Annotated in this window: 4 protein-coding genes; all 4 read left to right on the forward strand. The window is 71.1% G+C overall.

What is annotated here, in order from left to right; genetic code table 11:
• The first annotated feature begins 125 nt into the window (after window positions 1-125).
• The 4 genes from ACFXHB_RS44005 to ACFXHB_RS44020 are packed head-to-tail and all read left to right on the forward strand — an operon-like array spanning window position 126 to window position 6,125.
• Window positions 126-965 carry a TnsA-like heteromeric transposase endonuclease subunit gene (locus ACFXHB_RS44005; protein ID WP_380582751.1) on the forward strand — a complete coding sequence of 280 codons (840 nt, stop codon included), beginning with the start codon at window positions 126-128 and terminating at the stop codon, window positions 963-965.
• Window positions 965-3,001, forward strand: coding sequence for a transposase (locus ACFXHB_RS44010; RefSeq protein ID WP_380582753.1), 2,037 nt, complete (start codon window positions 965-967; stop codon window positions 2,999-3,001). Before ACFXHB_RS44005 ends, ACFXHB_RS44010 begins: the two co-directional genes overlap by 1 nt.
• The gene (locus ACFXHB_RS44015; protein WP_380582755.1) at window positions 2,998-4,230 is read left to right on the forward strand and encodes a TniB family NTP-binding protein; all 1,233 of its coding nucleotides are present in this window, start codon (window positions 2,998-3,000) and stop codon (window positions 4,228-4,230) included. Before ACFXHB_RS44010 ends, ACFXHB_RS44015 begins: the two co-directional genes overlap by 4 nt.
• Complete coding sequence (locus tag ACFXHB_RS44020) at window positions 4,227-6,125, forward strand: TniQ family protein (protein WP_380582757.1); 1,899 nt, start codon at window positions 4,227-4,229, stop codon at window positions 6,123-6,125. The genes ACFXHB_RS44015 and ACFXHB_RS44020 overlap by 4 nt, the downstream gene beginning before the upstream one ends.
• Window positions 6,126-6,139: the final 14 nt, after the last annotated feature.

Consider the following 6,139-nt stretch of genomic DNA (forward strand, 5'->3'; position numbering starts at 1 on the left):
TGTGACTGAGTGCTTCACTTGGCGGCTTGAGCGTTGGCTGGGCAGGGTATCGCCAGAGTTGGGCCTATGGGCCTGGTTTGGGTGATTTCGCCCGCTCGCCAAGGACGTGCGGTGTCCTGGGTGTCGTGGACGGCGTACAGGGTGAGAGCGCGGGTACGGGACCGGTCTGGTCGCATACCTGCTCGCTGGACGATCTTCTGATTCCGTACGAGATTCCTGCCCAGGCGGTTGAGCGCCTGGATCTGGGCCCGACGTGGTCCAGGTCGTGGACGGCGACGTGGAAGGTGGGGAAGGCCGAGGTCGTCAGCCCGGTACGGGCTCTGGGCGAGGTGCCGGCGATGGCGTCAGCGCCGGTGCGGCGCTTCGCCTGGCGGACCGGCCAGCGGCACCGTCCCGGGCTGGAGTGCCTTGTCTCCACCGGTCGGCAGCACGGCTTCGAGAGCCTGGCCGAGAGGTGGCTGCTGCTGGTTCTGGACTTCGTGGGCGGGTTCGACGAGGTGCTGGCCCAGCCGTTCCGGTTGCGTTTCACCTGGTCGGAGGGGAAGGGCGCGCACATCCCGGACTTCCTCCTGCTGGCCGCGGGCGCGTCGTGGCTGCTGGACGTGCGCCCGGCGGGCCTGATCGCGGAAGAGGACGAGGTGCGGTTCGCGGCAGCCGCCAAGGCGGCGGCTGCCGCGGGCTGGCGCTATGCCGTGGTGACCGGCTGGCGGGGCCAGGTGCTCGCGGGGATTGACGCTCTGTCGGTACGGCGGCGGCCGATGACCGACCCGCTCGGGCTGGAGAGACAACTGCTGGCCGCGGTCCGTCAGCATCCCCTGAGCTTTGGCGAGCTGGTGGGCCGGACGCGGGTGCCGGCGGTCGCGCGGACGCACGCGGTGCGGCTGCTCTGGCAGCGACGGCTGGCGGTAGATCTGGCCCAACCACTCGGGGACGGAACCTGGATCTACCCGGTGGGGACGGTGTGATGGACGGCGAGCGGCAGCCGACGCGGTTCGAGGACCTGCCACGCGAGGACCAGCAGCGTCTCCTCTCGCGGGTTGCTCATCTGCTGGAGGCCGAGACCGGCTTCCGCGGCGGCAGCCAGCACTGGGCTCAAGAGGGAGAACCACGGCCCGAGTTCGACCCGGACACGACGACGTTGACCCAGCGCCGGCTGGCGAAGGTGGCCGAGTTGAAGGCCCTGCATCTGGACGACGCACGCCAGTTAGGGCTCGGGAAGGTCAGCGAGCGGACGATGGAACGCTGGTCGGCGGCCTGGCACGAGCACGGGATCATGGGCCTGGCCGACAGACGCCTGACACCGGTGCTGCGCGGACACCGCTCGATCAGCCCGCAGATCTCCGAGGCGATCCACGCGGTCCACGCGGAGTGCCTGCACCGCTCCCGGGTCGGCATGAAGACCAAGGAGCGGATGATCCACCAGTTCGTCCGGGAGAAGCACGGCGAGACAGCGGTGGCGTCGATCCCGCACTACACGACGCTGTCGAAGGTCTGGAAGGAGTGGTTCGGCCCCGAGGGCGGGCGCCAGCGCTACCTGCGGTCGGCGGCCGCGGTGGAGACCGGCGCGTCCCGGGTGACGATCACCCGGCCGGGACAGGTGCTGGTGCTGGACACCACCCCGTTCCCGGTGAAACTGTGCGACGACGTCTTCGGGGAGCCGATCACCGCAGACCTCACCCTCGGGCTCGACGCCTTCACCCACTCCCTGGCCGCGTTCCGGCTCACCCCGGGCTCGGACTCCTCGATCGAGGTGGCGATGCTGCTGCGGGACGTGATGCTCCCGCTGCCGATGCGCCCGGACTGGACACCGGACATGGCCTGGCACTACCCGGGGGTTCCCGCCGCCCTGGTCGCCGAGTTCGCCGGCCACCCGGTCGCCGGGCGCCCCTTCTTCGCGCCGGAGACGGTGACCAGCGACCACGGAAGCGTCTACAAGAACCACCACATGGTCCAGGTCGCCCGCACCCTCGGCGTCGTGGTCCTGCCCGCCCGCGCGATGCGCCCTCAGGACAAAGCCGCCTGCGAACGGGCGTTCTCGGGGATCCAGTCGCTGCTGCTGGAACTGCTGCTCGGCTACCGCGGCCGTGACACCGCCGACCGCGGCGCCGACCCGGAAGGCGACGCCACCTGGACGGTCCAGGAGATGGAGCACCTGCTGGCGACCTGGATCGTGAAGGTCTGGCAGAACCGGCGCCTCGACCAGTACGCGCCGACCTGGGATCCGGGCGGGCGCCACAGCCCGAACACCCTGTTCGCCGCCGCAGCCGCCCGGGACGGCATCGCCCTGCAGATCCCCGACGCGAACCTCTACCACCACCTCCTCCCGGCCCACTACGTGAAGCTCCACGGACGGCGCGGGGTCAAGATCGGCGGACTCTGGTACGGCGCCGACCACCCCAGCCTCGCTGGCCTCGGCGCCTCCCCGCGAGGGGGACGCCACCACGGCAAGTGGGTGGTCAACCGCGATCCGCGCGACTGCCGGCAGGTCTACTTCGAGCGTGGCGGCAACTGGCACACGCTGCCCTGGAACGGGTTGTCGGCCGGCGGGGATGTTCCCGCGTTTGGTGACGCGCGGGTGCAGCAGGTCCTGCGCGAGGCGGCCCGCGCCGGCCTCAAACCGCGCGAGGACAACGAACTCCTGCCGGTGCTGCTGGACCTGATCTCCGCTCACACTCCGGTCACCGCTTGGCCGACCCAGACGACGAAGGCCGAGCGGACCGAGCGGGCCCGGGAGCTGACCCGGGCCCGGGCCGCCGAGCGCGACCGCAACGGGCCAAGCGCCGTCCGCTCGCTGCCGGCCGCGCCGCGCCCGGTCGAGTTGGTCCGGCAGAACCGGCAGGCGGTCGACGGCGAGCGCCGCCGACGGCGGGAGGCCGCGGTCCCCGAACTGCCCGCGCCGCCGGCGCTTCTCGGCGACGACCTGCGCCGCCACAGCCTGTTCGCGCTGCCCGGCGCCGACGACACCGACGAGGGCGAAGCGGTCGAAGGAGGAGCGGGATGACCGCCAGCGAGACCGTGCCGTTCGTCCTGCCCGGCCCGATCCCGGCCCGCGAGACCCTGGTCGGCTGGCAGCAATGGCGTCTGACCCGCCACTCGTTCACCCCGGCGCCCGTGATCGACCTGGCCGCCTGGAGGCTGCTGAGCCCGCGCAAGAGGACGCTCCACGATCTGCACCGCGCCGCGACCCACGCGAACCTTCCCCTGCTGGCCACCCCGATGAGCCGGGCGGTCGAGAAGCTCCTCAACGGCCGCATCGAGAGCAACGCGCTCAAGTTCAAGCCCTCCACCCGCGCCGGGGTGATGGTCTCCGGCGGCGGCTACCAGGGCAAGACCGAGAGCGCCTGCGAGGTCGCCGCCGCGTTCGAGGACCGCTGGCTCGCCCTGCACCAGCACCTCAATCCCGACGCCGCCCCCGGCTTCCGGGACCTGCACGTCCCCGTCGCCTACATCCAGACCCCGGTGACCGCGAAACCGAAGAGCACCTGCAAGGCCATCCTGAACTTCTACAACTCTCCCGTCAGCACGCGCATGGACCTGCCCGAACTGATCCACCAGGTCTCCGCCTCCCTGCGCGACCACGGCACGAAGGTGCTGATCCTGGACGACATCACCCGCCTGCGCATGCACCGCGCGGACGACCAGGACACCCTCGACCTGATCCGGGCCTTCATGAGCATGCACGTCACCCTGGTCCTGATCGGCGTCGACATCCCCGGCTCCGGGCTGCTGCGCGAAGGCCGCCACGATCCGGCCACCGGCCAGTGGCACCTGCCCGCCTCCCGGCACGCCAAGGTCCACGGCCTGGAACCGACCCAGACCGAGCGACGCTTCGACCTGGTCGAGCTCGACCGCTTCCGCTACGACACCACCGAGCAGATCAGCGCCTGGATCCGGCACCTGCGCGGAGTCCAGAACAGCCTGCGGCTGCTCGACGCACCCGAGGACATGCTCACCGCCGGAACCATGCCCGAATACCTGTTCCAGCGCACGAACGGAGTCGTCGGCCTGCTGGAACGGCTCGTCGAGGACGGCTGCCGCGAGGCCGTCGACACCGGCCTGGAACGGCTGACCGAAGACCTCTTCGACAGCCTGTCGATCGACCTGAGCCACGCTCAGCACCGCGACCCGGCAGCCGGCGAAGTCCCCGCCGTCCCCGCGAAACGAACCACTCGGCGAGGCCGCAACACCGTCTTCGACGACCGCGGCCCCGCCGCAGGAGGCGCCCGATGAGCCGGACCCCGAACAGCAGCCCGCCCCGCCTCCCGGCCTCCGCTCCGCTGCCCCGCAGCCTGGATCCCCTCGACGACGAGTCCATGAGCGGCTACGTGCTCCGCCTTGCCCACCGCCTGGGCGTCCCACCCGACCGCGTCATCCGCCGCACCGGCCTGGCCGAGATCCAGGACAACACCCAGGCCCTGGCCAAGGCCGTCCGGTCGACGGTCCTACCCCCGGCCATGGCTGCCGAGTTCGCCACCGCGACCAGGCTCACCCGCGCCGAGGTCACCGCCCTGACCCTGGCCGGCTGGGCCCCCTACTACCCGCCGATCGCCTACGTCCTGGACCCGCTCCGGCACGGCCGCCGCCCACCCCACATGGACGGGCTGTTCGCCGCCTCCGTCCGCTACTGCCCGGCCTGCCTGGCCGGCGACGGCACTCCCGTCCAAAACCAGCACGGCGGCCCCTGGCAACGCGCTTGGCGACTCCCCGTCTCCTTCGCATGCCTACGGCACCAGCGGTTCCTCGAACACCTATGCCCCGACTGCCAGCGGCCCTTCATCGGCCGATCGAGCCACCTGGTCGCCCTGCCCAGCATCGGCGGGCTGCACCCCGCCCAATGCCGCCAGCGCATGCCCGGCTTCACCCGCACACCCCGCACCCGCGAGAACATCTGCCCGGGCCGGCTCGACCGCGTCCCGCCCCAGCCGCAGGACCATCCCGGTCCGGAACTCCTCGCGCTTCAGGACAAGATCCTCTCGATGCTCGCGCCACAACGCTCCGCAGTCACATCGAGCCAGTACTTCACCGAACTGCAGCTCGTCACCGCGCTGGTCATCATCACCTGGCCCAAGGCCCGCCCCGACACACCGACCGCGGCGACCGAGGCCGCCGACCGATACATCGCCGAGAACCACGGCCCCGGCGAGAAGCAGTACTCCAACGCCCTGCCCACCGACGCCCGCGCCAGCGCCGCCTTCCTCCATGCCGCCGACAACATCCTGACCGCGAACGACCTCCGCGCCGCGATGCTTCCCCTGGCACCGGTGGAGAACCGCACCCGCACCGGAATCGTCCCCACCCGCCACCAGAGCTGGGACCACGCGTTCAAGCGACAACGCCCATCGTGCTCCTGGCGCTTCCTCGCCGTCGCCGAGACCCTCGTCCCCACCTACCGCCGCACCGGGCCGGGCGGCCGACGGATCCCCCTGAGCCAGGTCGGCTACCGGCCGGAACACATCCCGGCGTTCCTCCCCCAGGACTGGGCCGACCGGCACCTGGGCGCCTTCACCGGCGTCAGCAGCCTCATCCTGCGTCGCAACGCGGCCACCCACCTCGTCCGACGCGCTCGCGGCGGCAGCCTGCATGATGCAGCCCAGTTCCTGGGCATCAAAGTCGGCGAGCACGGCGTCGGGTTCGGCACCAAGCTCGGCAAATGGGCCCGCGCCCAGGACAACCTCCACGCCTTCGAACTCGCCCTGGACGCCATCGCCGCCAACCTCGAAGCCTCGCCCCGGATCGACTACCAGCGCCGCCGCCACTGCCTCGCCCGCTGGACGCTGACACCCGCGACCTGGAACCACATGGTCGCCCAGCTGCAGAAACAGCCCGGAAACCGGGCCATCACCGACGACCGGAAGCGGCTCGCCGTCTCCGCCTACATCTGGGCCCGCGTCACCCAGGGCGAGTACTTCTTCTCCCCCTGCCCCTCGCACACCGCGACCGACCCGGAAGCCCTCCGCCTCTGGAAGTACCACCGCCGATTCACCTGCACCTGGCTCAGGCAGACGGACGACCACCCCCACTACCGCGAGTTGAAGGTCCTACTCGACGACCACGCCGACCGACTCGCTGCCGTCATCGACAGCAAGCGCTCAACTCGCCAAGTCAACCGCTCATCCGCCAAGTGAAGCGCTCAGTCACA

This window comes from Kitasatospora sp. NPDC059327 (assembly GCF_042752535.1).
Lineage (GTDB): Bacteria > Actinomycetota > Actinomycetes > Streptomycetales > Streptomycetaceae > Kitasatospora.

What these genes read in the sequence shown, in the direction of transcription:
- ACFXHB_RS44010 (WP_380582753.1), top strand. Translation starts at nt 965, where the DNA reads ATGGACGGCGAGCGGCAGCCGACGCGGTTCGAGGACCTGCCACGCGAG.
- ACFXHB_RS44015 (WP_380582755.1), top strand. Translation starts at nt 2,998, where the DNA reads ATGACCGCCAGCGAGACCGTGCCGTTCGTCCTGCCCGGCCCGATCCCG.
- ACFXHB_RS44020 (WP_380582757.1), top strand. Translation starts at nt 4,227, where the DNA reads ATGAGCCGGACCCCGAACAGCAGCCCGCCCCGCCTCCCGGCCTCCGCT.